Origin of the sequence: Lentisalinibacter orientalis, from assembly GCF_040706535.1 — a bacterium.
GTDB lineage: Bacteria > Pseudomonadota > Gammaproteobacteria > Steroidobacterales > Woeseiaceae > Lentisalinibacter > Lentisalinibacter orientalis.
On record NZ_JAPDRJ010000001.1, the window covers coordinates 334,026 to 360,179 of the forward strand.

Consider the following 26,154-nt stretch of genomic DNA (forward strand, 5'->3'; position numbering starts at 1 on the left):
TGCCGGGCGCGGTCGGCGGCCGAAGATAGTGGCAACTACGGATCGGGCGCGCCCGCCGCGGCTGTCATCATCACACGCCATGGGGGAGCCACTGCCATGACACAGCGCGAACAGACACAGCTCCGCGGCCGCCTCGGCCGGGAGCAGAAAACCATGCGCCACATGGTGGCCCTGTACTGCCGCGACCATCATCAGACCGGGCGTCAGACCGGGCGTCAGACCGGGCGTCAGACCGGGCGTCAGTCCGGGCGTCAGTCCGGGAGTCCGCCGGGGAGCGGCGCACCCTGCGCCGAGTGCAGGGACTTTCTGAACTATGCGGCACGGCGGCTGCAGAAATGTCCCTACGGCGTGGACAAGCCCACCTGCGCCAACTGCCCGATCCATTGCTACAAGCGCGAGCCCCGGGAGTTCGCCCGCACGGTGATGCGCTATTCGGGACCGCGCATGATGTGGCGCCACCCCTGGCTGGCGCTGATGCACCTCGTGGACGGACGCCGCCGCGTCCCCCATCCGCTCGAACTCCGCCGCAAGCGCTCCGCCGGCCGCTGAGCGGCGCGGCGGTTATACTCCTGCCTCTTCGACCGGCGGTCCGGCCGCGGCTGCCGCACGCCGCATTCGCAAAGGAGTAAAACCCTGATGCATCCCCGAATCCCTCGCTCACGCCGATCTGCCACCGCATTCGTCCTGGCCCTCGCCGCCGCTCTGGCCGTGCCGCCGGGCGTGCAGGCCGCCGACGAGCAGCAGGCGCATCCGCTTGCCTCCATCCCGCTGAGGACCATCGGCCCCGCCATCAGCTCGGGCCGCATCTCGGATCTGTCTTTCCACCCGGACAAACCCCAGGAGTTCCTGGTGGCGGTCGCCTCGGGCAATCTCTGGAAGACCACCGACGACACGATCACCTGGACCCCGGTATTCGACGACTACGGCGCCTATGCGGTCGGCGTGATCGCCCGCGACCCGCAGGACCCGGAGACCGTGTGGATCGGCACCGGCGAGAACAAGGCCCAGCGCAGCGTCGGCTACGGCGACGGCGTCTACAAGTCCATCGACGGCGGCAACACCTGGACGCACATGGGCCTGAAGGACTCCGGCCACATCGGCCACATCTGGATTCACCCGGACGACAGCGACATCGTGCTCGTCGCCGCTCACGGGCCGCTCTGGAGCGACGGCGGCGACCGGGGCCTGTACCGCAGCACGGACGGCGGCGAGACCTGGACCCGCATCCTGGCCATCGACGAGCACACCGGCGTGAACGAGTTCGTGGTGGACCCTGCGGATTCGGACACCATCGTGGCCGCGACCTACCAGCGCCGCCGCCACGTCTGGACGCTGATCAACGGTGGCCCTGGCAGCGGCATCCACAAGACCAGCGACGGCGGCGAGACCTGGACGGAGATCACCGCCGGCCTGCCCGAGGACAACATGGGCAAGATCGGCATCTCGATGGCGCCGTCGGCGCCGGACATCCTCTACGCCATCATCGAGGCGAACGACGAGGAGAAGGGCGTCTACCGCTCCACTGACTTCGGCAACAGTTGGGAGAAGCGCTCGGATCACATGACCACCAGCCCCCAGTACTACAACGAGCTGGTGATCGATCCGCTGGACGCCGGCAAGGTCTACGCCCTGGACACCGTCACCCACGTCTCGGAGGACGGCGGCAAGACGTGGCGCCAGCTGGGCATGGAGTTCCGCCACGTCGACGACCACGCCCTGTGGATCGACCCGGAGAACACCGACCACCTCTACATCGGCGGCGACGGCGGCATCTATGAGACCTGGGACGGCGGCACCACCTGGCGCCACGTGCGCAACCTGCCCGTGACCCAGTTCTACCGCATCCACCCGGACAACGCCGAGCCCTTCTACAACGTCTGCGGCGGCACCCAGGACAACAATTCGCTGTGCGCACCGTCACGCACGGACGTCATCCACGGCATTACCAACTCCGACTGGACCTTCGTGCTCGGCGGCGACGGCTACAAGCCCCAGTTCGACCCCAACGACCCCAACATCATCTACGCCCAGTACCAGTACGGCGGGCTGGTGCGCTACGACCGCCGCACCCGCGAGCGCATCGCCATCACGCCCCTGCCGGAGAGCGGCGAGAAGAACTACAAGTGGAACTGGAACACGCCGCTGCTGGTGAGCCCCCACGACCCGCACCGGCTGTACTACGCGGCGGAGTACCTGTTCCGCTCGGACGACCGCGGCGACAGCTGGGAGAAGGTGAGCCCGGACCTCACCCGCCAGCTCGACCGCAACCAGCTGGAGGTGATGGGCCGGGTCTGGAGCGTGGACACCATCGCCAAGAATGACTCCACCTCCATCTACGGCGCCGCCATCGGCCTCAGCGAGAGTCCGGTGCTGGAGGGCGTCATCTACGTGGGTACGGACGACGGCGTCATGAACGTCACCAGCGACGGCGGCGAGACGTGGAGACGCACGACCAGCTTCCCGGGCGTGCCGGACATGTCCCTGATCGAGGACGTGGTCGCCTCCGTGCACGACCCGGACGTGGCCTACGCCGTCTTCGACAACCACAAGCGCGGCGACTACAAGCCCTACGTCCTGAAGACCACGGACCGCGGCCGCAGCTGGCGGCCAATCACCGGCGACCTGCCGGCCCGGGGCTCCGCCCACACCATCGCCGAAGACCACGTGAACCCGGACCTGCTGTTCGTCGGCACCGAGTTCGGCCTGTACTTCACCCAGGACGGCGGCGAGAGTTGGCACGAGCTCGCCGGCGGCGGCTTCCCCACCATCGCCGTGCGCGATCTCGAGATCCAGCGCCGGGAGAACGACCTGGTGGTGGGTACCTTCGGCCGCGGCATCTGGATCCTGGACGACTACACGCCGCTCAGGACCCCGGCCGGCGAACTCGGCGATGCCGAGCTGTTCCCGGTGCGCGACCCCTGGCTCTACATCGAGGGCTACATCTGGGACGACCGGGAGAAGGGCTCGATGGGGAGCGGCTTCTATGCCGCGCCGAACCCGCCCTACGGCGCGGTGTTCAGCTACCACCTGGAAGAGCCGCTCCTGCCCGCGCGCAAGGAGCGCCGTCGCCGGGAGATCGAGGTGGAGATCGAGGGCGGCGACACGCCCTACCCGGACTGGGAGGTGCTGCGCGCCGAGGACCGGGAGGAGGAACCCCGGCTGCTCCTGCTGGTGCGCGATGCCGAGGGCCGGCTGGTGCGCCAGATAGCCGGCGACACCGCCGAGGGCTTCCACCGCAGCGCCTGGGACCTGCGCCTGCCGCCGCCGGATCCTATCGTGCTCGGCGAGCCCGAGCAGCGCATGTACTGGGAGTCCGACCCGGTGGGGCCGCTGGCGTTGCCCGGTCAGTACAGCGTGCAGCTGGCGCGGCTCGTCAACGGCGAGCTGACCACGGTCGGCCTGCCCGAGGCGTTCACCGTGAAACCGCTGGAGAACAGCCCGGAGATCACCGACGACCGGCGCGCCCTGCAGGCCTTCCAGCTGAAGGCCGCCGAGCTGCAGCGGGCGGTCAAGGGTGCGGTGCAGGCCGTGGAGGAATACCGCGCGCGCATCGACCACCTGCAGGCGGCATTGCTGGAGACACCTGCCCGGTCGCCGGCCGACTTCGAGGAACTGGTGCGGCTGTCCAACCGGCTGGCCGACGTAGCCGTCGCCCTCACCGGCGACACCACCGTGGCCTCGCGCAACGAGCCGGTGGCCATGCCGGTGGCGAGCCGGGTCAACACCATCTACACCTCCCAGGTATGGACTCAGTTCCCGGTGCCGGCGCAGTACGAGACGTCCTACGACATCGCGGCACGGGAGTTCTCGGCTGCCCTGTCGGAACTCGAGGCCGTGCGGGGCGAGCTGCAGGCAATCGAGAACCGGCTGGAAGGCCTGGGCGCGCCCTGGACGCCGGGCCGGCTGCCGGACTGGCAGACGCGGTGAATGTCCCGCGCCGGCGTCGGCACGAGAACCGACGCCGGCGCGGGATGCCCGTCTAGCCCAGCTTCTTCCCCAGCTCGTCGGGGCCGAGTGCGCCTATGCCGAGCGTCTCCGGCGTGCGCCGGCCTTCGGCCGCATAATCGTGGGCCATCAGTACGGAGGCCAGCCGGATGACGGCGTCCATCATCGGTGTGGCGACGCCCACCTGGTCGCCCAGGCGAGCCATGAACACCAGCCCGTAGCCCACGTCTTCGTTCAGGTAGCGGTGGTCCAGCGCGGGCTGCGCGCCGATGCCGCGGAAGCCCGGCGCCTCGCGGTAGCCCGAACCGTAGTTGGCCTCCCGCATGTAGCCCTGGCGTACGCCCATCTCCGGGTCCGGCCGGATGTCCAGCCCCAGCGCGCGGCCGATGGCGATGCGCTCGCCGTCCAGGGCCGCGATCAGCCGGCCCACCGAATCGGTGACGCCCTCCTCGTAGAACAGGAAGTCGCCGCCGGTGCCCTCGATGCGCGCCGCATTGGCCAGCGTCACGGCCGGGTGGATGACCGGGTTGGCGTTCTGCAGGCTCGTCTGCAGCACGTTGCGCGCGGGTTCCATGCCCGGATAGACGTCGGCGATGCTCTCCAGCACGGCAGCCGTCTCGGAACCCGGCAGCGCCGCCAGCAGATTGCCTGCGCGCAGTTTCAGGAACACCCGGATGCTGCCGGGTTTCACGACCCGCACCGCGTAGGGCAGCGTCGACGTCTCGGCGAGACGCACGCCATCATGCCCGCGGCCGAGGCGCGCCGCCCGGCGGAAGGCGAGCGCACCGCCGCAGGAACTCGGTGAAACGATTACCGTCTGGCCGGCCGTGAGCCTACCGCGCACGGCCTCGCCGAAGGGCTCGGTGGAATAGGCCGGGCCGACGACGTAGACGAGATCGGCGCCGTCCAGCGCCTCGCCGATGTCGTGACCCGCATAAGCCACCGGCGCGGTTCCGGCGATATCGCCGTCCGCCGTGATGGTGCCCGCGCCCGCGACGGCGTCGATGTTCTCCGCGAAGCGGGGGAAGTCGAACAGTCGCACCTCGTGACCGTGGAAGGCGCAATCGAAGGCGACGGCCGTGCCGCCGGCGCCCGAGCCGAGTACCGCAATTCTCATCCTGGACTCCCGATCCGTATCGGCGCCCATTCTGCCGGCTCCGGCCGGCGGCCGATATCCGCATATCACGCGGTCCGCTCTGACCGCCCCGGGCCGATGCTACGATACCGGATTGCCCTGCGTGGCCCCTGTCCCGGTAGCGATGAGGAAGCCGAATCACAACGTATTTCGCATCTTGCGCGTCCCGAAGGCGACGATTGCGGCGGCGGTCATGACAAGCGGAATGGCGACCGCCATGGCAATTGCCATGATTATCGTCGCGGCGCTGCCATCGAGCGTGTCCGCGGCAGAGCCGGCGGCGACGGCTGACGACGCACTGCCGGCCGGACGCCCCCGCATCGGGCTGGTGCTCGGCGGCGGCGGCGCGAAGGGCGCGGCCCACATCGGCGTGCTGCGCGTGCTGGACGAGTTGCGCATCCCGGTGGACTGCATCGTCGGCACCAGCATGGGCGCGCTGGTGGGGGCGCCGCTCGCCGCCGGCATGCCGCCGGCGCGCATCGAGAGCATCGTGCGGGGCACCGACTGGTCGCGGACCGTCGGCGGCAAGGGGCTGCGCCGGCGCACGCCCATCCAGGAGAAGCTGGCGACGCGCAGCTACACCAACTCCCTCGAGATCGGCGTCAGCCGCCGCGGACTCACAACGCCCGGCGGCCTGCTGCGCACACAGAATATCGAGGAGATGATCCGGAAGCTGGTCTCCTCCGGGCGGCTTACCACGGACTTCGACGATCTCTCCATCCCGTTCCGCGCCATCGCCACCGATATGGTGGCCGGCGAGATGGTGGTGCTGGGCAGCGGCGACCTGTCGCTCGCCCTGCGCGCAAGCATGGCCGTGCCGGGAGTCTTCGCTCCGGTCAGTCGGGACGGGCAGGTGCTGGCCGACGGCGGCATGATGCGCAATCTGCCGGTGGACATCGCCCGCGACTTCTGCGCCGACGTGGTGATCGCCGTCTGGCTGTCGACGCCGCAGCCGGAGCCGGACGAACTCGGCTCGGCGATCTCGCTGCTGGGACGCGCCCTGGACGTGGCAGTGGTCGCCAACCAGAACCAGCAGATCGCGAGCCTGACGCAGCGCGACGTCGGCATCGAGATACCAATCGGAGACATCACGGCCGCGGACTTCCACCGGGTGCCGGAGGCCATCGATGCGGGCAGGGCCGCGGCCGAACGCATGCGGGAATCACTGCAGCGCTATGCGGTCACGGAGGCACGGTACGCGCACTGGCGGAGATCGATCAGCCGCGGCGGCAGCCGGACGCTGCAACTGGCGGAAGTCCGGATCGAGGGTCTCGAGCGGGTGAACGCAAGCTACGTGCGAGCGCAGCTGCAGCATGCTACTCCCGGCGCGAAGGTGACGATGGACCAGATCGCCGAAGACACCGACAGGATATTCGCCCTCGACGACTTCGAACGGGTGAGCTACGAGGTAAACGGCCCGCCCGGCGCGAGTGTGCTCACCATCGGCCCGGTGGAAAAGTCCTGGGGTCCCGATTATCTCCGCTTCGACCTCGGCCTGACCGCCAACGAGCCCGACGATCTTCAGGGTCTGGTGCGGGCCGACTACACCCGCACCTGGCTGAACCGGCGGGGCGGCGAGTGGCACAGCGCGCTGCAGGTGGGCCAGCAGAGTCTGCTGCATACGGACTTCCATCAGCCGCTGGACATCCGGCAGCGTTTCTTCCTCCAGGCCATCGCCCGCATCGAGAGCGACCTGCAGGACGTGTTCCTGGGCGAGAACCGCATCGCCACCTACCAGTTGACGGAGACGTGGGGCCAGCTCGACTTCGGCGTGAACCTCGGTACCCGCGCGCAGCTGCGCGCCGGGCTGCACCACGGCCAGCTGGATGTGGACATCGACACGGGCCTCTCGTTCCTGCCGGAAATCGACGATCTCGGCGATTCGGCGATCGTGCTCGGCGGCATCTACGACACCCGGGACGCAGTGGCACTGCCCACCCGGGGCACCTACGTCAACCTGCGCTATCTCCATTCCGGCGACTGGCTCGGCGGCGAACAGAACTACGAACTGGTGGAGGGCGTCTACAGCCGGGCCTTCGACTGGCGCGGCGACTCGCTCAGCCTGACGCTCGGCGGTGGCGCCGGCCTGTCCGGCGAGCTCCCGCCCAACCGCCAGTTCCGGCTCGGCGGCATCCGCACCTTCCCGGGCCTGCGGCCGGGGGAGCTGCGGGGCAGCGGCTACTGGTTCGCCGGCGCGAGCTACTACTGGCGGGTCGCCGAGATCTCGCCCGTTTTCGGTCAGGCGCTGTACGCCGGTCTGCGACTGCACGCCGGGCGTCCGGAGGGCCGCGTGGACGGCATTAACGAGGAGACGCTGTACGGCCTGGCCGGCTCCCTGGCCGGACGCACGCCCGTGGGTCCCGTGCTGCTGTCGCTCGGCTTCGCGGACGACGGCCGCTGGCAGCTGCAGTTCAGCCTGGGCCGTCCCGTCTCCGAAGGCTCCCTCCTCGACGAGACTCACTGAGCGCCGGGCCGGCGCCGCTGCAGATTCTGCAGCGCACCCCTGCAGCATTTTCCCTCCCCCCACTCCCGACTGCGCCGCCGCCGGTCGTCCCCGCCGCACGCGTCGCGCCGCAGGCCCCGGCGCGTGCGCTTTGCGGCAACCCGGTACGGTTCTTGCCTCATTCCGGGAGAGAGAAACCGACGCAACAAGGAGGAAGCATGAGATACGCAACCGCGACCGCAATTGCATTCCTGATCGCTGTGGCAGCGACGTTCACCGCCGCTCCCGCGCTGGCGCAGGCCGAGGCGGAGAACTACGAGTCCATCCTCCAGTACCGGGCCTGGATGTACACGGCCCCGGACGAGTACTACTTCTTCGAGGACGACAGCAAACAGATCCTCGACTACAAGGAAGAGCACATCGTCCGCATCTGCACCGGCGACAGCCGTCATCTCGTGCCGCTGAAGGTGAAGTATGACGACAGCAGCGCGATGATCGAGAGCGGCGACTGCATGCGGGTCGAGGCGAAGGAGATCTCCCTCGAGCCGGCCAAGAGGCTGGACACCAATGCGGTGATCCGCGCCGAAGTCCAGACCATGAACTGATGTCCGGGCATCCGGCGCTGCGCGAGACCGGGCGACGCCCGGCTCTCGCCGCAGGAACCCGTGGGACCATCGCCGTCGGACCATCTCCGTCCGATGATCCCCGTCGGCACGCGCCGGCGAAAAACCCGGTCGCGGCAGTCCGCGGGCCGGGTTTTTTCTGCGCTCTCATCACGCTAACAGGCCCTAGAAACTTGCGGTAAACCGCGCTGTCCGGGGCACCGGGGTGACGATAGACTTTTCGGGGGATACGAGGGAATACCGATGCCCGAGCGTCCGAGTCCCGCAGTGCACATCGCCGGCGGCAACCGCTGGCTGCGCGGGGCTCGGCGCGCGGCTTTCTTCTGCCTGCTGTGGGTCTTTCTCGGCGGCGGCAGCGCGGCCAGCTGGACGGTGGGCGCGCCGGCGGTTGCCGCAGCGACGCTGCTGAGCCTGCGGCTCTGGCAGGGCCCGCTGCTGTCCCTGAGCGGGCTGCTCCGGTTCCTGCCCTGGTTTGCCCGCCAGTCCCTGGCCGGGGCCGTGGACGTGGCCGTACGCGCCCTGCATCCCGCCATGCCGCTCTACCCCGGCACGGTCCGGCACGAACTGCGGCTGCCGGAGGGGGCGTCGCGCATCGCGCTCGCCAACGTGATCAGCATGCTGCCCGGCACCCTCAGCGCCGATCTCGAGGGCAACGCACTGGTGGTCCACGCGCTGGACGCCCGCCAGGACCTGCACCGCATGGTGGCCGACCTGGAGCCGCGCATCGCCGCGGTGTTCCGCGTGCCACTGGAGCCGTCGGCGTGAACCTGCCGCTCGCCATCGCCGCCTTTCTGCTGCTGAACCTGGCAGCCGGTCTGTGGCGGGTGATGCGGGGACCCACCGCGGCGGACCGCATGCTCGCCGCCCAGCTGTTCGGCACGACGGCGGTGGCGACCCTGCTGCTGCTCGCCGAGGGCACGCAGCAACCCGCGCTGCGCGACGTGGCGCTGGTCTTCGCCCTGCTGGCGGCCGTGGCCGCCGTCGCTTTCGTCCAGCGCGTCTGGAGCCGGAGGACCGAGGATGTCCCCGACTGAGTGGTTCATCGAGGTCGCCAGCATCCTGCTGCTCGCGGCGGGCGCGGTCTTCTTTTTCGCCGGCACCGTGGGCATGCTGCGCTTCCCCGATTTCTACAGCCGGCTGCACGCACTGACCAAGGCGGACAACGTGGGCCTGGGTCTGACCGTGCTCGGGCTGGCGCTGCGCGCCGACTCGCTGGCCACCGTCGGCAAGCTGCTGGTGATCTGGGCGCTCGTGCTGCTTGCCGGCGCCACCGCCTCCCACCTGATCGCGCGCTCCGGTCTGCGCCGAGGCATCCGCCCCTGGACAGCGCCATGAACGCGGCGCTGGTGCTGGACTTCGTGCTCGTCCTGGTGCTGCTCTGGGTGGCCTGGGCCGCCCTGTGGAGCCGTGACCTGTTCCGCGGCATCGTGCTGTTCATCGCCTTCGGCATGGTGCTGGCCCTCGTCTGGATCCGCCTCGGGGCGCCGGACGTAGGGCTCGCCGAGGCGGCGATAGGAGCGGGCCTGACCGGCGCCCTGCTGCTGGCCACCTGGGGCGCCCTGCCGCACGGGTCCGGCACGCCCGACGGTGAGGACGAGCCGGAAGAAGAGCCGGGCCAGGATGCCGAAGAGACGGCGCCAGGCGGATCCGATGCGGCGTGACCGGTGGCAACGTCATCTGCTGCGCGCGGTGCTCGGGCTCGCGCTCCTCGCGGTGGCGGCCGGCGTAAGCCTCGCGCTCATGACCCCGCCGGTCGCTCCAGGTCTCGGCGACGCCATCCACGCAGCGCTGCCCCGGGCCGCGGCAGCGAATCCGGTGACCGCCGTGTTGCTCGACTTCCGCGGCTACGACACGCTGCTCGAGATGGCCGTGCTGACGGCGGCGCTGGCCGGCGTCTGGTCCCTGGGCCGGGCACATCGCACGCGGCCCACCAACCCCAGTCCGGTGCTGATCGGCCTGACCCGGGTCATCGCGCCGCTGTTCCCCATGATCTGCGGCTACCTGCTGTGGGTGGGCGCCGCCGGGCCGGGCGGCGCGTTCCAGGCGGGCGCCGTGCTCGCGACGGCGGCCGTGCTCTACGTCCTCTCGGAGCGGCGCCCCGGCCCCCGCCTGCCGGAACAGCCCATGCGGGCGGGCGCCGTCGCCGGACTGGGGGTGTTCCTCGCCGTCGCGCTGGGCGTGATGGCGGGGGGCGGGCATTTCCTCGAGTATCCGGCGCCGCTCGGCAGTGGTCTGCTGCTGCTCATCGAGACGGCGGCGGCCGTGGGCATCGCGCTGATACTGACGGGACTGTTCATCGGCGGACGTCCGGGTGGCAGCGATGGATAGCGGCCTGCTGTTCGCGGCCGGAGGGCTGGGGGTATTCCTGATCGGCAGCTGGGCCGTGGTGCTGCGCGCCCACCTCATCCGCAAGATCCTGGCCCTGAACCTGATGAGCAGCGGCGCGTTCCTGCTGCTCGTGGGCGCCGGGGCCATCGGGCACGCCGGCGTCGACCCCGTGCCCCAGGCGATGGTGATCACGGGGATCGTGGTCAGTATCTCGGCCACGGCACTCGGTCTCGCAATCGTATTGCGGATCGCCAAGACGACGGGCCGCGCCCTGCTGCCGGAAGACCGGGAGCGGGCGCCGACCGACGGGCCGCTGCGGTAGACCGGCATGCAGACCTTCATCGTCGAAACACCGTGGACGATCTGGGTGGTGGCCGTGCCGCTCGCCGGCGCACTGCTCGCCTTCCTGTGGCCGCGGCGGGCGGTCGCAACGGGCTTCGCGTTCGGCCTCGCCACCGCCGCCGCCTCGCTGGCGCTGCTGTGGCAGGTGGCGATGGCCGGCCCCCGCATTTATGCCATGGGCGGATGGGGCGCGCCGATCGGCGTGGATCTCCACACCGACGGGCTGTCGGCGATCATGCTGACCATGGCGGCCGTGGTGGGCACGGCGGTGAGTGTCTACGCCCGGCCCTATCTGGCGGCCACGCCGGACAAGGCGCGCGGCTTCTGGCCCCTGTGGCTGTTCCTGTGGGCGGCGCTGAACGCGCTGTTCCAGACCAACGACATCTTCAATCTCTACGTCACCCTGGAGTTGCTGGGGCTGTCGGCCGTGGCTTTGGTGGCCCTGGCCGGCAGCGGCCCGGCGCTGCTCGGCGCCATGCGCTACCTGCTGGTGAGCCTGTGCGGCTCCATGGCGTTCCTGGTCGGTATCGCGCTCCTGTACCGTGCCTACGGCACCCTCGACCTCACGCTGCTGGCCGCACGGGCCGACGGCGGCCTGCAGCTCGGCATACCGCTGGGCGCGATGGTGGCCGGCATGCTGCTGAAGACGGGTCTGTTCCCGTTCCACGTCTGGCTGCCGCCGGCCCACGGCAGCGCCAGGGCGCCGGTCAGCGCACTGCTCTCGGCCCTGGTGGTGAAGGCGTCGTTCTACGTGCTGCTCCGCCTCTGGTTCAACTTCCAGCCCGCCGACGAGGGGCTGGCGCTGCTGCTGGGCTCGCTGGGTGCCGTCGCCGTCTTCTGGGGCTCGTTCCAGGCGCTGAGGCAGCGCCGGCTGAAGCTGCTGGTGGCCTACTCCACGGCGGCGCAGCTCGGCTACCTGTTCCTCGCCTTCCCGCTGGCGGCATCGGACCCGGCGCTCGCCTGGGGCGGCTCGATCTATCTGGCCGTCTCCCACGCCTGTGCGAAGGGCGCGATGTTCCTCGCCGCCGGCAGCATCATGACGGAGCAGGGCCACGACGACATCGACGGCCTCGACCGGGTGGTGGACCGCATGCCGCTCACCACGGCCGCCTTCGCCCTGGCCGGCATCAGCCTCGCCGGCCTGCCTCCCACGGGGGGCTTCGTGGGCAAGTGGATGCTGCTGCAGGGGGCGCTGGAACAGGGCCTGTGGCACTGGGCGCTGGTCATCGTCGGCGGCGGCCTGCTGACCGCGGCCTACGTCTTCCGCGTGCTCGGTTACGCCTTCACGGAGTCCTCCCACGCCCGTGAGCAGCACGCCGTCCCGCGCACCATGGAATGGGCGGCGCTGGCGCTCGCCCTCGCCGCCGTCTCGCTGGGCTTCATCGCCCCCTGGGCGCTGTCGCTGCTGGAGGGGGTGCTGCCGTGACGGTGAACGCCTGGCTGCCCCTCGCCATCCTGGCCAGCTCGCTGATCCCGGGCCTCATCATCTTCGCGCTGCCGGAGCGGGCGGTGGCGCTGCGCACCGCGCTGAACCTGGGCGGCGCCGTGGTGAAGATCCTGCTGCTGGTCCTGATGATGGTGGGCGTCTTCCACGGCGTCGTGTTCGAGGTGCGCATCCCGCTGGTGCCCGGGCTCGACTTCGTCCTGCATGCCGACGCCCTGTCGCTGCTGTTCGTGAACCTCTCCGCCGTGCTCTGGCTGGCGACCACAGTGTATGCCATCGGCTACCTGGAGGGCTCGCCGCATCGCAGCCGCTTCTTCGGCTACTTCAGCCTCTGCGTCACCGCCACCGTGGGGCTGGCCATGGCCGGCAATCTGCTCACCTTCCTGGTCTTCTACGAGGCGCTCACGCTCACGACCTATCCGCTGGTGGTCCACCGCGAGACCGAGGTGGCACGCCGGGCCGGCCGCATCTACCTCGCCTACACACTGCTCGGCGGCGTGCTGCTGCTGACCGGCACGGTATGGCTCTACGCCCTGACCGGGACGCTGGAGTTCGTGGACCGGGGCTTCGTCTCCGGCCTGGGCATCGACCCGGCCGTGCTGCGGGCCGTGTTCGCCGTGCTCATCCTCGGCGTCGGCGTGAAGGCCGCGCTGGTGCCGCTGCATGCCTGGCTGCCCCGGGCGATGGTGGCGCCGGCGCCGGTGAGCGCACTGCTGCACGCGGTCGCCGTGGTCAAGGCCGGCGCCTTCGGCATCGTGCGCATCGTCTACGACGTCTTCGGCGTCGAGTACGCGGCCGAGCTCGGCGTCACCCTCCCGCTCGCTGTGCTGGCCGCGATCACCATCCTCTACGGCTCGGTGCGCGCGCTGTTCCAGGACAACCTGAAGCGCCGGCTGGCGTTCTCCACCGTGAGCCAGGTCTCCTACATCACCCTCGGCGTCGCCATCGCCGGCCCCATCGCCACCATCGGCGGCCTGGTGCATCTCGTGCACCAGGGCTTCATGAAAATCACCCTGTTCTTCTGCGCCGGCAACTATGCGGAGACGGCCGGGCTGCACCAGGTGAGCGAGCTGGCCGGCATCGGCCGGCGCATGCCCTGGACCACGGCCGCGTTCACGCTGGCCGCGTTCGGGATGATCGGCATGCCGCCCATGGCCGGGTTCGTCAGCAAGTGGTACCTCGGGCTGGGCGGCCTCGAGGTGGGGCAGGACTGGGTACTGCTCGTACTCGCGGGCAGCAGCATCCTGAACGCGGCCTATTTCCTGCCCATCGTGCGCACGGCCTGGTTCGACGAGCCGCGGGACGAGCGTATCCGGGCCGCCGGGCCGGGCAGCCTCGAGTCGCCGCTGATGCTGCTGCTGCCGCCGCTGGCTACGGTCGCCGCGGCGCTGGTCTGGGGCCTGTTCGCCACCATGCCGGGCACGCCCCTCGACTGGGTCCAGTTCATCGCCTCGAGGAAGTACGGCGAATGAACATCCTCGTCGCATTGCCGCTGCTGCCGCTGCTCGCCGCACTGTGGTTCGGCCTGACCCGCCGCGGCGACCGTCAGGCCGCCTGCTGGGTGGTCGCGCTCGCCGCTTTCTTCACCATCGCAGTGGCGCTGCTGGCGACGTCCCAGGATCTCGAGACCACCCATCTGCTGGTCCGCGGCCGCACGGCACTCGCGCTGGACAGCGCCGCCCGACCCGCCCTGCTGCTGTTCGGCGCGCTGTGGCTCGCCGCGGCGCTGCTCGCGCGCGGCCAGCCGCGCGGACCCGCGCCGATGATGCTGTTACTCGGCCTCTGCGCAGCGGTGACCCTTGCGGTGGCCCGCGGCGGGCCGCTGGTGTTCGCCGCCATGCTGGCGACGGGCTTCGGACTCTACGGCATCGTCGCCAGCGAGGAAGGCCGCCGGTGGCGGGGGCGGCTGCTGGTGACGCTGCTGGTCGCGAGCGACCTGCTGATATTCGAGGCGCTGCTGCACGGCACGGCGCACCCCGGTGCGGGCACGAGCCACGCCCTGACGGAGGGCATGAGCCAGAACATGAGCCAGAACATGAGTCAGGGCCTCGCACTGCTCATCGGGCTCGCCCTGCTGCTGCGCAGCGGCATGCCCCCGGCTCACGCGTGGCTGCCGGCGGCGCTTTCCGGCGCCAGCGCGCCCGCCGCGGTCCTGCTGGCGGGCATCCCCGCAGGCGCCGCCTTCATCGGTGGCCGGCAATTGCTGCACCCGGCCGGCGCCGCCATCGGTACGGAAATCAGTGCAGCAGTCCTCGGCCTCGGCCTGGCCGGCGCGCTCTGGTCGGCGTTCGCCGCCGTGCGGGCCTCCGGCCCACGGCGCACGCTCGGTTACGCGGCAGCCATGACGGCGGCATTGCTGCTCGTCGCTACGCCGGCGATTGCCGATACCACTGTCTCGACATGGGCCGTCGTATCGCTGGCGGCCTGCTGCGCCGCGGTACCGGTGATCGGCCTGCAGCACGACGGCTGGGCGCGGAATGCGTCCATCACACTCGTACTCGCCGGCCACGGCCTCGCCGCCGCCCAAGCGGCGGTGCTGGCGACCGCAGGGCGGCCGCCCGCCATCGGCTTCCTGACCGCACTCGTGGCCGGCTCGTCCACGATGCTGCTCGCCATGGCGCTGCGGCGCACCGGCGAGCGAGAACCGGGGCCGGACTCCGTCGAGGCGGCTGCCGTGGCCCTGGCCCTCGGCGGTCTCTCCGCGGCCGGACTCTGGTTCCTGTGGCGCGCGGGCGGGGCGGGGTTCGACTCGTTCTGGCCGGCACCGGCCGGCATCACGCTCGGCCTGCTGCTGGTCCGCGCGCGAAGCAGGGCCGCCGGGTGGGGCAGGCTGCAACGGACGCGAGAACGAATCGTTGCCGCAGGCCGCGGCACCGCGCCGGCGCTTCGGGCGTTTTGCCTCGGCCGGCTACCCCGTGAGCGCGACCGGTTGCAGGCGGCAGTGATCGCGCTGTGGCGGGGCGACGCCTGGGCCGATCGGATCGCCCGACTGGAACTCATGCTGCGCCAGTGGCCCGCGACCGGGCTGCTGATGCTGCTCGTCGCCATCGCCGCGGCGGCTCTGCTGGCCTCATGACAGGGGCGGCTCCGGTCGCCGCAGCCGCCGTCGTCGCGGGCGTCTGCTGGCCCCTCGCAAACAGCCTGTTGCTGGCCCCGGCGGCAACCCGGCCGCTGGCCCGACGGCTGGCCCCCTGGGCACCTTTGCCGCTGCTGCTGATCGCGCTGCTCGGCGGGAGCCGCAGCGCGGAATACCACTGGCTGCTGTTCGGCGGCAGGCTGGGCATCGATGCCGTCGGCGCGGTGCTGCTGCCCGCGATGACCGGCCTCTGGCTCGCGGCAGGCCTCGCCGCGTCATCCATGCTGGCGGAAGATCCCCGGCGGCACACCTTCTTCGCCTTCTTCCTCGTGACCATGGCGGGCAACTTCCTGTTGCTGCTGGCGCTGGATGCCATCGCCTTCTATCTCGGCTTCACAGTCATGACCTTCGGCGCCTACGGCCTAATCGTGCACGACGGCAGCGACCGGGCCCGCCACGCGGGTCGTTACTACATCGCGCTGGCGGTGCTCGGCGAAGTCTGCGTGATCGTCGGGCTCATGCTCACGGCCGGCCTGGGCGATACCGGTTTCGCCACGCTGCGTGCGAACCTGGCGGCCGGCGAGCACGGGACGGGGATGGCCATCGGCCTGCTGATCGCCGGTTTCGGCGTGAAGGCCGGGCTGGTCGGCGTGCACTACTGGCTGCCGCTGGCGCACCCGGTCGCCCCGACGCCGGCGAGCGCCGTCCTCTCCGGCGCCATGATCAAGGCGGGGCTGCTCGCGTGGATCCGGCTGCTGCCCCTGGGCGAGGCGACGCTGCCCGCCTGGGGTTCGGCGCTGGCTGCAGCCGGCCTGCTCACCGCCGCCTGGGGCGTCTTCGCGGGCCTGCCCCAGCGCGAGGCGAAGACCGTCCTCGCCTACTCCAGCATGAGTCAGATGGGCCTCATGATGGTGCCGGTGGGCCTCGGACTCGGCGCGCCCGGGCAATGGCCCGTGCTGCGTGCCGCGCTGCTGATCTTCATGGTCCACCACTGCCTCGCCAAGGGCACGCTGTTCCTCGGCATCGGCGTCATGAAGGCGGCGCGCGGGCGCGTGGCCGTCGTGGGCCGGATCGTCCTCACCACGGCCGCCCTTTCCCTCAGCGCCGCCCCGCTCACCGCCGGACTGCTCGCCAAAACGGGCATAAAACTGGGCGCAGCGGGCATCATCGGCCCCTGGCACGACCACCTGCCCTGGCTGCTCGCGCTCAGTTCCGTCCTCACGGCGCTCCTGATGCTGCGCTTCCTCAGGCTGGCCTGGCCGGCCGGTGCGGGAGGCGGTCCGGCCGCCGGGGTGCTGGCGCCCTGGCTGCTGCTGTTCGCCGCCGCCCTCACCCTGCCATGGCTCCTCGGCGACGCGGAGCTGCGCCTCGCCGCCCTGGCCCGGCATGCCCAGTGGGGCGCGGTGCAGCCCCTGCTGGTCACGGCGCTGCTGACCGCCGCGGCGCACTATCTGCAGCGGACCGGGCGGCTCGTCGCGCTGCCTGCCCTGCCGCCGGGCGACCTGGGCATCGCGCTGGAGCGTCTGCTGCTCGCAGCCGGTGATCGGGCGCGCAGCGCATCGCTGCGTCTCGGCGCAGCCGCGGCCTCGGCCCGCGAAAGAGCACCCCGGGCGGGGCTGCGGGCCAACGCGCGCTGGGAGTCGCTCGCGGCGTCGGCGGAGGACCGGCTCATGGCCTGGTCCGTCACGGGGACCCTGGTCGCGGTGCTCGGGGTGGCCGCGGCCTGGCTGCTGACGTGAGCTGCGGCTTTCACGGGGCCACGGCAGAAGCCGGCAGTGCGATAATCCGACAAAGGACCCGGGAGGAGGGACGCCGCCGTGCCATTATTACCGCGCAAAGCCAGACACGCTCTGATCCTGAGACTGATGAAGACTGTGGCGACCTTCTTGCCGGGCGCCAGCTACATGGCGTTCACCGGCAGCGGCAGCGCCGGGCAGCTCTGCCGCTACATCGGCCAGATGGGCATCCGCCGGGTGCTGGTCGTGACGGACAGGCCGCTGCGCGAACTGGGCCTGGTTGACCGGGTCACGGCCGCGCTCGACGAGGCCGGAGTGGATCACGCCGTGTTCGACGGCGTCGAGCCGGACCCCACCTTCCGGCAGGTGACGGCCGGCGTCGCGGCGTGGCGGGAACACGGCGCGGAGGCCGTGCTGGCCGTCGGCGGCGGCTCGTCCATGGATGCGGCCAAGATCATCGCGGCCGCCGCATCCAGCGACCGGGATCCGCACGAGTGGGTAGGTTTCGCCAAGATCAGGCACGAGGTGCCGCCCATCTACGCCATCCCCACCACCTCGGGCACCGGTTCCGAGGCCACCATCGGCTCCGTCCTCTCCGACGACGAGACCCACGAGAAGGCCGTGATCAGCGCCCGGCCGCTGCTGCCGGCCGCCGTCGCGCTGGATCCGGATCTGCTGATGGGCCTACCCGGCCCGATTACCGCCGCCACGGGTCTGGATGCGCTCACCCACGCCGTCGAGGCCTACATCTGCACTTGGGACCGGGGCACGGCCCGGCAGAATGCCGCCGCCGCGGTAAAACTGATCTTCCGCCACCTGGGAACCGCATATCGCGAAGGCAGCAACCGGGAAGCGCGCGAGGGCATGTCGCTGGCCGCCTACTATGCGGGCATCGCCATCAATCAGGTGAACGTGGGCAACGTGCACGCCATCGCCCATCAGCTGGGCGGCAAGTACGGCATCCCGCACGGCCTGGCCAACTCTCTGGTGCTGCCCCACGTACTGGAATTCACGTTCGACGAGACCCGGCCGCAGCTGGCCGAACTCGCCGACCTGGCCGGGGTGGCCGAAGCAGGCGCCGGCGAGGAAGCGAACGCGCGGGCCTTCATCGCCGCCGTTCGGGATCTGAAGAAAGCGGTCGGCCTGCCCGCGAAATCGGACAAGATCCGGCCCGAGGATTACGACTATCTCTGCGAGCTGGCGCTGAAGGAGTGCGAGGCCTACCCGGTGCCGCGGATGCTGGACCGGGAGGGCACCATCCGGATACTGCGCGAGATCAGCGGGAAGGCGGCGTAGCGGCCTGGCCCGCGCCGCCGGCCTCCTCGCCCCACACCTCTTCCAGCCGCTGGTCGCGCCCGCAGTTCCAGCGGTAGAACTTGTAGCGGACCGGATTCTTCTCGTAGTAGTCCTGGTGGTAGTCCTCGGCCGGGTAGAACGCTCCGGCCTCGGTCACCGCGACGGCGATATCCTTGTCTAAGCGCTCCTGCAGGTCGGACTTCGATGCTGCCGCCGCCTCCCGCTGCGCCGCCGTGTGCCAGAAGATCTCGGGCCGGTAGGACGCGCCGCGGTCGCAGAACTGGCCGGCTCCGTCGAAGGGGTCGACGTTGCGCCAGTACACCGCGAGCAGCGTCTCGTAGCTCACCACCTCGGGGTCGTAGGTGACCTGCACCACCTCGGCGTGGCCGGTGCCGCCACGGACCACCTGCTGGTAACTCGGGTCCTTCACGTGGCCGCCCATGAAACCGGACACGGTCGATTTCACGCCCTCCAGCTTGTCGTAGGGCGGCTCCATGCACCAGAAACAGCCGCCGGCGAAAGTGGCGACCGCCTCTGCCGCGGCCAGCGGCCCGGCCGGCATCGAGGCGAGCGCCAGCACCAGCGCGAATGCGGCGATGCGGTTCCTCATGCGGATGTCCTCAGCTCGGGCAGGGCCTCGCCCTCGGGGACGAAGCGCAACGCGAGGCCGTTGTTGCACCAGCGCTGGCCGGTCGGCGGCGGGCCGTCGTCGAACACGTGACCCTGATGGCCGCCGCAGCGGATGCAGTGATACTCGGTGCGTGGCAGGATCAGCCTGAAGTCCAGTTTGGTGCCGACCCGGCCCTCGATGGGCCGCGTGAAGCTCGGCCAGCCCGTGCCGCTGTCGAACTTGTCCTCGCTCGCGAACAGCGGCAGATGGCACGCCGCGCAGATGTAGGTGCCCGGGTCGTAGACCTTGTCCAGCGGGCTCGAACCCGCCGGCTCCGTGCCTTCGCGGAAGAGGATGCGGTAGCGATCCGCCGGCAGTATCTCCTGCCACTGCTCGCGGGTGATGTTCACGGGCGGAAACTCGTGAGCGCCTTCCCCGTCGTCGTCCGCGGCACGGGCTTGCCGGGCGGCGAGCGTCGGTCCGATGGCGAGGGCGCCGGCGGCAGCCAGCAGGCGTGTCAACAGCGTACGTCGGTTCATGGGTCCTCGTGCCGGCAGCGGGCCGGATTCGTCTCCTGTATTGAGTGGGACCGGCCGGCGCCGCGAATTATTTCGAGGCAGCCGTTCCCGTGGTCTTATTCGCGGGCCCTGCCCAGGCCGATGCAGCGGGCAGCGGGCGCCAAATACCTATTGTCCGCGCCATTACGGCTGTTGCAGCATGTGGAGTATCACTGCAGCGAGTGGACCCATGACGTCAGTACTGGTGCTGTACCGCAGCCGCAGCGGCCATACCGCGCGCATCGCACGGCGGCTCTGCGAGGCGATCGATGAGGCGGGCGGCGAGAGCGAGATGATGGACGTGATCGAGGCGATCCACGAAGGCGTCGATCTGGACACACCCGACGTGCTGGCGCTGGGAGCCCCCGTCTACTACGGCAGCTACGACGACGAGGTATTCGAGTTCATCGCCACGCACCGCGGCAAGCTCGAGGCGAAGCCCCACAGCTTCTTCAACGTCTCGGTCACGGCCCGCACGCCGGAGAAGGCGACGATCGAGGGTAATCGCTACATGCAGAAGTTCCTCGAGCGCTCGCCGTGGCAGCCGCGGGACCTGAAGGTGCTGGCCGGCAAGGTGGACTACCCCTCCTGGGGCGCTCTGGACACCATCGCCATCCAGATGATCATGAAGTTCACCGGCGGGCCCACCGACCGGACGGCGGTCATCGACTACACCGACTGGGACGACGTGGCCGCTTACGGGCGGCACCTGCTGACACTCGCCGGCGGGCTGGCGTAGCGCCCGACATCACAACCGGGTCTGTGATCCAGACCCGTACGCGGCGACGGGAGCGCGGTATCGTACAAATACCATCCTCGCGCGCCGTCCACCGGAGCAACCATGCCTGGCCAGAAAGTCGCACCCTGTCTCGATCAGTTCCGGGTCGGGCATGCGGATTGCCGGCATTGCCAGTCGCGGGTACCGGTGCCGTTCGGACGGCTCGAGTCCCGCCGCTACGCGGGGACACTCTTCCGGATACAGGGCTACCACGTGGACCCCGGCGTCGACCTCGTCACTGCCGGCGAGGAGGCCGACGCTCTGTTCACCATCCGCGAGGGCTTCGTGAAGGTCTGGCACCCGGATGGCGAGGGTCACGCGCGCATACTCAGGCTGCTCGGTCCCGGTGACCTGGTGGGCCTGGATGCGATGTTCCAGCCGCGCTACGACAACACCGCGACCTCCGTGACCGCCGCCAGCCTGTGCCGCATTCCGGTCAGTGTGATGGATCAGCTGAAGACCCGGGAACCCGCCCTCTACGGCGAACTGGAAAGCCGCATGTACCGGCAGATGGTGCACACCGAGAACCTGCTGTTCGATATCGCCAGCGGGCCGGCGAGATCCCGCATAATCAAGCTGTTGCGCCACCTGGGCGAGTTCGGCGACGGCGACTCGTGCCCGCGCATGAACCGCGCCGACATGGCGGCCATGACCGGCGTGGCCAGCGAGACCGCAGCCCGGGTGATGGCCGACCTGAAGGAGTCGTCCCTGCTGGACGAGACGGCCGAGCACCTCTACTTCGACCCCGAGACCCTCTCCGACCTCGCCCGAAAAGTGTGAACCGCGTCACATTTTTCAGTATTCCGACGATAAGCACTGACGACCGTCAGTCTCGCGTTCGCTCCCGCGAGACGCAGCGCTAACTTACCTCCCAGGCGCTCCGGTTTGGGCCCGAAAAAGCCGACAGGTCTGTCGGCTCCGGAGCGCCCCGAGAGGTGCAATCATGAAACGTTCGATACTCACCGCGCTGACGGTTGCATCGGCCGTGTTCAGCATCCAGGCAGTCGCTGACGTCGCAGGAGGCGACATCCTGGAATTCGAGCCGGCCGAAGGTCCCAGCATGGTCTCGGACGGCGCGTCCACCAACAAGGTGAAGATCCTCCGCACGCCGGATGGCACGATCTTCGCCGTCTACGGTGACGCGCAGGACGTGAACCTGAACGGCAACGGCCTGGCCTGGAACGCCAAGGCAGCGGCCACCCAGAAACCGAACGACATCGTCATCAAGTACTCCATCGACGAGGGGGCTACCTGGAGCGAGGCGCTGAACATCGACAACACGGCCGCCCTGTCGTCGGCCCGGGGCATCCTCGTGCAGGAAGGCGAGCCGATGCTCGACCCGCTGACGGGGACACCCGATCTTCTGAACGACCCCCGCGCCGTGGATTACCCGGGTGATTCCGACAAACCGAACGTCTTCAGCGTCGGCAACAACCTCGTCGTGACGTTCAACAGCAAGTACTGCCCGGGCGGCGAGCAGCGCTTCGTGGTGTACCCCGAGCTCTACGGCATCACCGTGCCTTACAGCTGCCAGTACGCCGCGCGCCTGGTCTGGAACCCCACGGCGAAGGCCTTCAATACCTACGAGGCCTGGGGCGGACTGCCCTACCGTACCGATCAGCTGAGCAGCGGTCTCCGCGACGCCAAGCAGGACGCCAACCGGGGCAACAAGTTCGCCTACGTCATCAACTGGCAGGAAGACCCGCTCGGTCTGAAACCCGGCGACGCGGAAGGCCCGGGCGACGGCGCCTCCGGTGCCAACGTGAACAACGGCACCGACATCTGGTTCACGCACCTGCCCATCCTTAACGCGGCCGGAACCGGGGCGGACACGGCACGCTTCGTGAACGAGGCGTGGCGGGAACCCGCCCGCATAACGCGGAACGTGTTCATGCAGGGACCGCTGGAGGGCCGTGACACTGCGAACCATCCGCCGGGCGAATACGACCGAGGCAACGTGGGCGCATCCCGCCCGAACATCGGCCTGATCGACGACACCGTGATCATCGCCTACGAGGAGACCAAGGGCACGGAAGGCTGGGACGAGGGCAAGTACGTGCGATATCACGCCTTCAGGTTCGACGCCCCGCCCGCAGGAGGCGAGCACGGCTGCATCATCAGCGACCCGTGGGAAAACGCCCGCCGCGTCCGCTTCCTGGTGCAGTCTGCCACCAACGAAGTGCCTCTGCTCTTCATCTTCAAGCAGGGCGACTACACCCAGGGCGGCCCGTCCGACATCATGCTGCGACGCGCCGTGGGCGGCTTCATGCCGGAGAACCTGCAGCCTGCCGTTGACGTCGATAACTGCCGCACGAGTATCCTCGACGGCGAAGAGCCGATGTACGCTCTCCGTGACGAGTTCCACGCGGCCGCAATGAACTTCAGCGGTTCGCGGGCCATTGGCGGCGAGGCCGGTACCGGCCAGATGGGCGAGGTCATCGACACCGGCGCCAATGCGCTGGAGAACGCACTCGCACACCGGGGCATCATGCGCGGCAGCAACATCCTGCTCGGCTACAGCTATGTGCCCGACCTGGTGCAGTTCCTCGACCTCGACAGCGAAGCACCCTACAACTTCATGGTGCGTCGCTCCACCGACGGCGGAGCCACCTGGACGGACGCGCGCAACCTCACGCCGCATGTCACGGCGGATTCCGGCTACACCGTGAAGGAGCCGCGGATCGTGCCGACGCCAGGCAGCGGACCGAAGTGCGCGACCGACCCGACGGACTGCCAGAACCCGGACGTGATCTACATAGCCTACGGTCTGCAGGAGAACGTCTACGACCACTATGAGGATGCCGGCGACGTCGACATCTACATGCAGGTCACCCTGGACGCAGGGCTGAGCTTCTCCGCACCGCAGGCGATCACCGCCGGCGACGTGTTCTTCGGCACGCCGGATGACTTCGGTGACTTCGAGACCCAGATCAAGCTCCGTCCGGACGGCCGGGAGAGCTACACGGTCTGGTCCGGCAGCGACGGCATCGCCAAGCACGCCATGTTCCGCCACGGCTTCGTGCGCGGCGACACCCGGGAAGTCGAGACGGCTCACGGCGCGAAGTCCCGCGTGACGGTCGTCCCGGACGAACAGTCCGAAGCGACCCTCGCGGCAACGAGCTGGCATACGCTGGACGGTTATCCCGACGTGCCTGCGGACTACGACTTCCCGCACGGCGTGCTGGACTTCACCGTCACCGACGTCTACCTCGGCGGAACCATCCAGGTGACGCTGACCTTCGAAGAGCCGCTGCCCGCGGGCACGACCTACTGGAAGTTCGGGCCGACCCATGAAGACCCGACCGACCACTGGTACTCCGTGCCGGCGACGATCGAAGGCAACACCATCACCTACAGCGTCACAGACGGCGAGAACGGCGACAACGACCTGCTCGTCAACGGCACGATCGTCGACCCGGCGGCCCCCGCGGTCTACTCGCCGGCGCCGGTGACCGCGCCTGCGGCGGATGGCGGCGGATCGGGCGGCGGATGCACCATCGGCGACGGCGAACCGGACCCGACGCTGATGCTGCTGATCGCACTCAGCCTGATCTACGTCATGCGGCACAGGGAGGTGAAGAAGGCGTGACCCACTCGGCATGATGCCGAGCGGCCCGAAGGGGCGCTCCCGCAAGGAGCGCCCCTTCTTTATTGCGCGCCGCCGAACGGCTCAGCCCCAGTACAGCCATACGAAGCCGGCGTTGTAGACGACATGCAGCACGATGGCCGCATGCAGGCCGTGACGCTCGCGGAAGAAGCCGAAGACGAGGCCCGGGACAAGCACGGCTGCCGCCCATGGCGGGCTCGTTCGTACCAGGTGGGCGGCGGCGAAGGCGACCGCCGCGAGGACGTTCGCGGCCGTCAGCGCGCCGAATCGCTTCGTGCCCCAGCCCGTGCGCAGCAGGCTGCCCTGGAGCAGGCCGCGGAACACCACTTCCTCGACGACCGGGTATAGCGCGGCAACGATGATGAACTTCGCCGGCTCGGCCAGCGGCCACGTTGGATCGGCCGCCGCGGGCAGTATGAGCGCAAGCACCAGCCAGCCCGCAGGGCCGGCGGCGACCGCGAGCAGGAACAGCGGATCGCGGACGAACAGGGGGACGGGCTTTGCATCGTGCACGGGGCAAGCATAATCTCGGCAACTCCTCCGTGCACCTGCGGGAAGACGACCCATGAGAGCAGCCTTCACACTCCTCGCCGCGATCCACGTGCTCGCCGCCGTTGCCGACGCCGACGTGCTCCTCGTCGGCAATAAGAGCGCCGACACGGTCTGGGCACTGGATGCCGCGACCGGAGAGAGACGGGCGTGGTTCGATACCGGCGCCGGGCCCCACGAGATCGAGGTCTCGCCGGACGGGCGTCACGCCGTGGTCAGCAATTACGGCCGGCGCGACGCGCCGGGCGACAGCCTGACGGTGATCGACTGGGCGGCGGGTGAGGTCGCGCGGGTCATCGACCTCGGCGAGAACGCCCGTCCCCACGGCATGGCCTTCCTGCCGGACGGGCGGCTGGCCGTCACCGCCGAGGGCATCGACAGCCTGCTGATCGTGGATATCGGAGCTGGAGAGGTCGACGCGCGCATTCCGGTCGGGCCCGGGACGGCGCACATGGTGGCCGCATCGCCGGATGGCGCCCACGCCTGGGTCACCAACATCGCCGCCGGTACGCTGGAGCGGGTGGACGTCCGCGCCGGCGAGGTGACGGGCTCGCTCGCCACGGGTGACGGCGCCGAAGGGGTGGCCGTCACCAGGGACGGCGGCGAGGTCTGGGTCACGAACCGGGCCGCGGATACGGTCAGCGTGGTCGATACGGACACGCTGGAAGTCCTCGCGACACTGGATTCCGCGGGCGTGCCCATCCGCATCGCCTTCACCCCGGACGGGACACACGCGCTGGTGACGAATGCCCGCGCGGCGACCGTATCCGTCTTCGACGTGGCAGAGCGGCAACTCGTACACACGATCCCGGTGGCCGAGGACGATGCGGAGTACAAGGAGACACTGCTCGGAAAGGCGGCGCTGCCGATCGGCGTGGAGATCCATCCGGATGGCGATCGCGCCTGGGTGGCCGTGAGCGGCGGCGACGAGGTCGCGGTCATCGATACGGCGTCGTGGGAGATCCTGGGACGCTGGTCCACGGACCGCGAACCCGACGCCCTCGGCGTCATCCTTTCGCGCTGACGCAGCCGGGATCGCGCAGTGTCCGAGCCTTCGCCACCCGATGCCGGAGAAATCACGCAACTCCTGCGTGACTGGGCCGACGGTGACGCGGCCGCCCTGGAGTCGCTGACGCCGCTGGTCTACGGGGAACTGCGGCGGATAGCCCAGCGCCTGTTCGGCAGCGAATCGCCGGGACACACGCTGCAGCCGACGGCTCTCGTGCACGAGGCCTACGAGAAGCTGATCGGCGTGGATACCGACTGGCAGGACCGGACGCACTTCTACGCGCTGGCGGCACGCATGATGCGCCGTCTGCTGGTCAATCACGCGAATGCCCGCAAGGCCGCGAAGCGCGGCGGCGATGCGTTGCGGGTGACCCTGGACGAGTCCGCGGTGGGCAGCGACGCGGACGAGGATCTGCTGGACCTGGACGAAGCCCTGTCCAGGCTCGCCGGCTTCGACGAACGCATGGCCCGCATACTCGAACTCCACTACTTCGGCGGCCTGACCCACGAGCAGGCCGCCCGGGTGGTGGGCGTCTCCGAGCCGACCAGCCGGCGGGACCTGCGTCTGGCCCGGGCCTGGCTGCGCAAGTACATGAGCGAAAAGAAAAAACCCGACTGACAGGCGGTCTCTTTATCGTTTCTCCGGCCATCCCCTGCTTAGGGGCATGAGATCCATG

The 26,154-nt window shown here is 69.7% G+C and carries 24 protein-coding genes; 20 read left to right on the plus strand and 4 right to left on the minus strand.

Annotated elements, in window-relative coordinates:
- The first annotated feature begins 96 nt into the window (after positions 1 to 96).
- A complete protein-coding gene (locus tag ACJMK0_RS01370) occupies positions 97 to 549 on the plus strand; it encodes a nitrous oxide-stimulated promoter family protein (protein ID WP_405235020.1) in 453 nt (150 codons plus the stop codon).
- A gap of 87 nt (positions 550 to 636) precedes the next feature.
- Entirely contained in the window at positions 637 to 3,927 is a 3,291-nt protein-coding gene (locus ACJMK0_RS01375) for a WD40/YVTN/BNR-like repeat-containing protein (protein ID WP_405235021.1), read from the plus strand.
- A gap of 52 nt (positions 3,928 to 3,979) precedes the next feature.
- Here the strand turns inward: ACJMK0_RS01375 and ACJMK0_RS01380 are convergent, their stop codons facing one another.
- A complete protein-coding gene (locus ACJMK0_RS01380; protein WP_405235022.1) occupies positions 3,980 to 5,062 on the minus strand; it encodes an NAD/NADP octopine/nopaline dehydrogenase family protein in 1,083 nt (360 codons plus the stop codon).
- A 211-nt stretch (positions 5,063 to 5,273) separates the two neighbouring features.
- Between ACJMK0_RS01380 and ACJMK0_RS01385 the strand changes: the two genes are divergently transcribed.
- The 13 genes from ACJMK0_RS01385 (at position 5,274) to ACJMK0_RS01445 (ending at position 18,368) form a co-directional block, all read left to right on the plus strand.
- Positions 5,274 to 7,544 (plus strand): patatin-like phospholipase family protein, encoded by a 2,271-nt coding sequence (locus tag ACJMK0_RS01385; protein ID WP_405235023.1) that lies wholly within the window; start codon positions 5,274 to 5,276, stop codon positions 7,542 to 7,544.
- A gap of 197 nt (positions 7,545 to 7,741) precedes the next feature.
- Positions 7,742 to 8,128, plus strand: coding sequence for a hypothetical protein (locus ACJMK0_RS01390; protein WP_405235024.1), 387 nt, complete (start codon positions 7,742 to 7,744; stop codon positions 8,126 to 8,128).
- 261 nt (positions 8,129 to 8,389) lie between these two features.
- On the plus strand, positions 8,390 to 8,911 hold the full coding sequence (locus tag ACJMK0_RS01395; RefSeq protein WP_405235025.1) for a Na+/H+ antiporter subunit E: 522 nt from the start codon (positions 8,390 to 8,392) through the stop codon (positions 8,909 to 8,911).
- Positions 8,908 to 9,180 (plus strand): monovalent cation/H+ antiporter complex subunit F, encoded by a 273-nt coding sequence (locus ACJMK0_RS01400; RefSeq protein ID WP_405235026.1) that lies wholly within the window; start codon positions 8,908 to 8,910, stop codon positions 9,178 to 9,180. The genes ACJMK0_RS01395 and ACJMK0_RS01400 overlap by 4 nt, the downstream gene beginning before the upstream one ends.
- Positions 9,167 to 9,481, plus strand: a complete 315-nt coding sequence (gene mnhG / locus ACJMK0_RS01405; RefSeq protein WP_405235027.1) for a monovalent cation/H(+) antiporter subunit G — start codon at positions 9,167 to 9,169, stop codon at positions 9,479 to 9,481. The genes ACJMK0_RS01400 and mnhG overlap by 14 nt, the downstream gene beginning before the upstream one ends.
- Positions 9,478 to 9,807: a Na(+)/H(+) antiporter subunit B gene (locus ACJMK0_RS01410; protein ID WP_405235028.1), complete on the plus strand. Its 330-nt coding sequence runs from the start codon at positions 9,478 to 9,480 to the stop codon at positions 9,805 to 9,807. Before mnhG ends, ACJMK0_RS01410 begins: the two co-directional genes overlap by 4 nt.
- Positions 9,797 to 10,474 carry a hydrogen gas-evolving membrane-bound hydrogenase subunit E gene (gene mbhE / locus ACJMK0_RS01415; protein WP_405235029.1) on the plus strand — a complete coding sequence of 226 codons (678 nt, stop codon included), beginning with the start codon at positions 9,797 to 9,799 and terminating at the stop codon, positions 10,472 to 10,474. The genes ACJMK0_RS01410 and mbhE overlap by 11 nt, the downstream gene beginning before the upstream one ends.
- Positions 10,467 to 10,796, plus strand: a complete 330-nt coding sequence (locus tag ACJMK0_RS01420; RefSeq protein WP_405237866.1) for a sodium:proton antiporter — start codon at positions 10,467 to 10,469, stop codon at positions 10,794 to 10,796. Before mbhE ends, ACJMK0_RS01420 begins: the two co-directional genes overlap by 8 nt.
- Positions 10,797 to 10,802: 6 nt before the next feature.
- Entirely contained in the window at positions 10,803 to 12,242 is a 1,440-nt protein-coding gene (locus ACJMK0_RS01425) for a complex I subunit 5 family protein (RefSeq protein ID WP_405235030.1), read from the plus strand.
- Positions 12,239 to 13,732, plus strand: a complete 1,494-nt coding sequence (locus ACJMK0_RS01430) for a complex I subunit 5 family protein (protein WP_405235031.1) — start codon at positions 12,239 to 12,241, stop codon at positions 13,730 to 13,732. The genes ACJMK0_RS01425 and ACJMK0_RS01430 overlap by 4 nt, the downstream gene beginning before the upstream one ends.
- Positions 13,729 to 15,336, plus strand: a complete 1,608-nt coding sequence (locus tag ACJMK0_RS01435; RefSeq protein ID WP_405235032.1) for a proton-conducting transporter transmembrane domain-containing protein — start codon at positions 13,729 to 13,731, stop codon at positions 15,334 to 15,336. The genes ACJMK0_RS01430 and ACJMK0_RS01435 overlap by 4 nt, the downstream gene beginning before the upstream one ends.
- A complete protein-coding gene (locus ACJMK0_RS01440) occupies positions 15,333 to 17,075 on the plus strand; it encodes a complex I subunit 5 family protein (protein ID WP_405235033.1) in 1,743 nt (580 codons plus the stop codon). Before ACJMK0_RS01435 ends, ACJMK0_RS01440 begins: the two co-directional genes overlap by 4 nt.
- 126 nt (positions 17,076 to 17,201) lie before the next feature.
- The gene (locus ACJMK0_RS01445) at positions 17,202 to 18,368 is read left to right on the plus strand and encodes an iron-containing alcohol dehydrogenase (protein WP_405235034.1); all 1,167 of its coding nucleotides are present in this window, start codon (positions 17,202 to 17,204) and stop codon (positions 18,366 to 18,368) included.
- On the opposite strand, the gene msrA is transcribed toward ACJMK0_RS01445, so the two are convergent.
- Complete coding sequence (gene msrA / locus ACJMK0_RS01450; protein WP_405235035.1) at positions 18,349 to 18,978, minus strand: peptide-methionine (S)-S-oxide reductase MsrA; 630 nt, start codon at positions 18,976 to 18,978, stop codon at positions 18,349 to 18,351. The genes ACJMK0_RS01445 and msrA overlap by 20 nt on opposite strands.
- Complete coding sequence (gene msrB, locus ACJMK0_RS01455; RefSeq protein ID WP_405235036.1) at positions 18,975 to 19,517, minus strand: peptide-methionine (R)-S-oxide reductase MsrB; 543 nt, start codon at positions 19,515 to 19,517, stop codon at positions 18,975 to 18,977. The genes msrA and msrB overlap by 4 nt, the downstream gene beginning before the upstream one ends.
- A 208-nt stretch (positions 19,518 to 19,725) precedes the next feature.
- Between msrB and hemG the strand changes: the two genes are divergently transcribed.
- The 3 genes from hemG to ACJMK0_RS01470 all read left to right on the plus strand — a co-directional run bounded on the left by hemG (position 19,726) and on the right by ACJMK0_RS01470 (position 23,902).
- Complete coding sequence (gene hemG / locus ACJMK0_RS01460; RefSeq protein ID WP_405235037.1) at positions 19,726 to 20,274, plus strand: menaquinone-dependent protoporphyrinogen IX dehydrogenase; 549 nt, start codon at positions 19,726 to 19,728, stop codon at positions 20,272 to 20,274.
- Positions 20,275 to 20,376: 102 nt separating this feature from the next.
- Positions 20,377 to 21,093 (plus strand): Crp/Fnr family transcriptional regulator, encoded by a 717-nt coding sequence (locus ACJMK0_RS01465; protein ID WP_405235038.1) that lies wholly within the window; start codon positions 20,377 to 20,379, stop codon positions 21,091 to 21,093.
- 163 nt (positions 21,094 to 21,256) lie between these two features.
- The gene (locus ACJMK0_RS01470) at positions 21,257 to 23,902 is read left to right on the plus strand and encodes a choice-of-anchor O protein (protein WP_405235039.1); all 2,646 of its coding nucleotides are present in this window, start codon (positions 21,257 to 21,259) and stop codon (positions 23,900 to 23,902) included.
- 81 nt (positions 23,903 to 23,983) lie between these two features.
- On the opposite strand, the gene mrtJ is transcribed toward ACJMK0_RS01470, so the two are convergent.
- Positions 23,984 to 24,433 (minus strand): JDVT-CTERM system glutamic-type intramembrane protease MrtJ, encoded by a 450-nt coding sequence (gene mrtJ, locus ACJMK0_RS01475; RefSeq protein WP_405235040.1) that lies wholly within the window; start codon positions 24,431 to 24,433, stop codon positions 23,984 to 23,986.
- A 52-nt stretch (positions 24,434 to 24,485) separates the two neighbouring features.
- On the opposite strand from mrtJ, the gene ACJMK0_RS01480 reads away from it, so the two are divergent.
- Complete coding sequence (locus ACJMK0_RS01480; protein WP_405235041.1) at positions 24,486 to 25,493, plus strand: YVTN family beta-propeller repeat protein; 1,008 nt, start codon at positions 24,486 to 24,488, stop codon at positions 25,491 to 25,493.
- Between the two features lie 18 nt (positions 25,494 to 25,511).
- The gene (locus ACJMK0_RS01485) at positions 25,512 to 26,096 is read left to right on the plus strand and encodes an ECF-type sigma factor (protein ID WP_405235042.1); all 585 of its coding nucleotides are present in this window, start codon (positions 25,512 to 25,514) and stop codon (positions 26,094 to 26,096) included.
- Positions 26,097 to 26,154: the final 58 nt, after the last annotated feature.

Bases quoted from the DNA above. Each gene is read 5' to 3' on its own strand.
- ACJMK0_RS01370 (WP_405235020.1), top strand. From the start codon at position 97: ATGACACAGCGCGAACAGACACAGCTCCGCGGCCGCCTCGGCCGGGAG.
- ACJMK0_RS01375 (WP_405235021.1), top strand. From the start codon at position 637: ATGCATCCCCGAATCCCTCGCTCACGCCGATCTGCCACCGCATTCGTC.
- ACJMK0_RS01380 (WP_405235022.1), bottom strand. From the start codon at position 5,062: ATGAGAATTGCGGTACTCGGCTCGGGCGCCGGCGGCACGGCCGTCGCC.
- ACJMK0_RS01385 (WP_405235023.1), top strand. From the start codon at position 5,274: ATGACAAGCGGAATGGCGACCGCCATGGCAATTGCCATGATTATCGTC.
- ACJMK0_RS01390 (WP_405235024.1), top strand. From the start codon at position 7,742: ATGAGATACGCAACCGCGACCGCAATTGCATTCCTGATCGCTGTGGCA.
- ACJMK0_RS01395 (WP_405235025.1), top strand. From the start codon at position 8,390: ATGCCCGAGCGTCCGAGTCCCGCAGTGCACATCGCCGGCGGCAACCGC.
- mnhG (WP_405235027.1), top strand. From the start codon at position 9,167: ATGTCCCCGACTGAGTGGTTCATCGAGGTCGCCAGCATCCTGCTGCTC.
- ACJMK0_RS01410 (WP_405235028.1), top strand. From the start codon at position 9,478: ATGAACGCGGCGCTGGTGCTGGACTTCGTGCTCGTCCTGGTGCTGCTC.
- mbhE (WP_405235029.1), top strand. From the start codon at position 9,797: ATGCGGCGTGACCGGTGGCAACGTCATCTGCTGCGCGCGGTGCTCGGG.
- ACJMK0_RS01420 (WP_405237866.1), top strand. From the start codon at position 10,467: ATGGATAGCGGCCTGCTGTTCGCGGCCGGAGGGCTGGGGGTATTCCTG.
- ACJMK0_RS01425 (WP_405235030.1), top strand. From the start codon at position 10,803: ATGCAGACCTTCATCGTCGAAACACCGTGGACGATCTGGGTGGTGGCC.
- ACJMK0_RS01435 (WP_405235032.1), top strand. From the start codon at position 13,729: ATGAACATCCTCGTCGCATTGCCGCTGCTGCCGCTGCTCGCCGCACTG.
- ACJMK0_RS01440 (WP_405235033.1), top strand. From the start codon at position 15,333: ATGACAGGGGCGGCTCCGGTCGCCGCAGCCGCCGTCGTCGCGGGCGTC.
- ACJMK0_RS01445 (WP_405235034.1), top strand. From the start codon at position 17,202: ATGAAGACTGTGGCGACCTTCTTGCCGGGCGCCAGCTACATGGCGTTC.
- msrA (WP_405235035.1), bottom strand. From the start codon at position 18,978: ATGAGGAACCGCATCGCCGCATTCGCGCTGGTGCTGGCGCTCGCCTCG.
- msrB (WP_405235036.1), bottom strand. From the start codon at position 19,517: ATGAACCGACGTACGCTGTTGACACGCCTGCTGGCTGCCGCCGGCGCC.
- hemG (WP_405235037.1), top strand. From the start codon at position 19,726: ATGACGTCAGTACTGGTGCTGTACCGCAGCCGCAGCGGCCATACCGCG.
- ACJMK0_RS01465 (WP_405235038.1), top strand. From the start codon at position 20,377: ATGCCTGGCCAGAAAGTCGCACCCTGTCTCGATCAGTTCCGGGTCGGG.
- ACJMK0_RS01470 (WP_405235039.1), top strand. From the start codon at position 21,257: ATGAAACGTTCGATACTCACCGCGCTGACGGTTGCATCGGCCGTGTTC.
- ACJMK0_RS01480 (WP_405235041.1), top strand. From the start codon at position 24,486: ATGAGAGCAGCCTTCACACTCCTCGCCGCGATCCACGTGCTCGCCGCC.